This is a genomic window from Streptomyces iranensis (assembly GCF_017874715.1).
GTDB classification, from domain to species: domain Bacteria; phylum Actinomycetota; class Actinomycetes; order Streptomycetales; family Streptomycetaceae; genus Streptomyces; species Streptomyces iranensis.
Genome location: NZ_JAGGLR010000080.1, coordinates 1 through 1097 on the forward strand (window position 1 = coordinate 1; position 1097 = coordinate 1097).

Sequence of the window (1097 nt, forward strand, 5' to 3'; positions counted from 1 at the left end):
GTGTAGGCGATGAGGTGTTTGTTGTTGTGGTGGTCGTGGTGGAGGGTGGCTGCGGCGTGGGTGATGTGGGGGTGGGTGGTGAGGGTGTTTTCTATTTCGGCGGGTTCGATGCGGTAGCCGTGGAGTTGGATTTGGGTGTCGGTGCGGTGGTGGTAGTGGAGTTGGTGGGTGGTGGGGTGGTGGTGGGCGAGGTCGCCGGTGCGGTAGAGGCGGGTGCCGGGTGGTCCGTAGGGGTTGGCGATGAAGTGGGTGGCGGTGAGGGTGGGGTTGTGGTGGTAGCCGCGGGCGAGGGTGGGTCCGGTGATGTAGAGCTCGCCGGGGGTGCCTGGTGGGGTGGGTTGGAGGTTGGTGTCGAGGAGGTGGGTGGTGAGGTGGGGGAGGGGTTGTCCGATGGGGCTGGGGGTGTTGGGGGTGTGGGTGGTGTTGGGGTTGAGGGGGTGGTGGGTGGTGTGGATGGTGGTTTCGGTGATGCCGTACATGTTGATGATGGTGGTGTGGGGGTGGTGTTGGTGGAAGGTGGTGAGGCGGGTGGGGTCGAGGGGTTCGCCGCCGAGGATGATGCGTTGGAGGGGGAGGGGTTGGTGGTGGTTTTGTTGGTGGGTGTTGATGAGGTGGTAGAGGGCGGTGGGTGTTTGGCAGAGGGTGGTGATGTGTTCTTGGTGGATGAGGGTGATGAGGTCGTGGGGGGAGCGGGTGGTGTGGTGGTTGGGGATGATGAGGGTGTGGCCGTGGAGGAGGGGGCCGAGGATTTCCCAGACGGAGAAGTCGAAGGCGTAGGAGTGGAATTGGCACCAGACTTGTGGGGTGGGGTTGGGTGTGTGGTGGGTGAAGTAGTGGTGGGTGGCGGTGAAGAGGTGGATGAGGTTGGTTTGGGGGATGGTGACGCCTTTGGGGGTGCCGGTGGAGCCGGAGGTGTAGATGAGGTAGGCGGGGTGGCGGGTGTCGGGTGGGGTGGGTTGTTCGGTGGGGGTGAGGTTGGTGGTGGGGAGTTTTTGGAGGTGGGTGGTGGTGTGGGGGTGGTCGAGGAGTATGTGTGGTGTGGCATGCGTATTGCTCGGTGTGGGGAGTGTGGGGGCGATGTCGGTGGTGGTGATCAG

1 protein-coding gene is annotated in these 1097 nt (G+C 63.9%); it reads right to left on the reverse strand.

What is annotated here, in order from left to right:
- On the reverse strand, positions 1–1097 hold a 1097-nt coding region (locus J2Z30_RS49235), incomplete at both ends, for an AMP-binding protein (protein WP_209469211.1).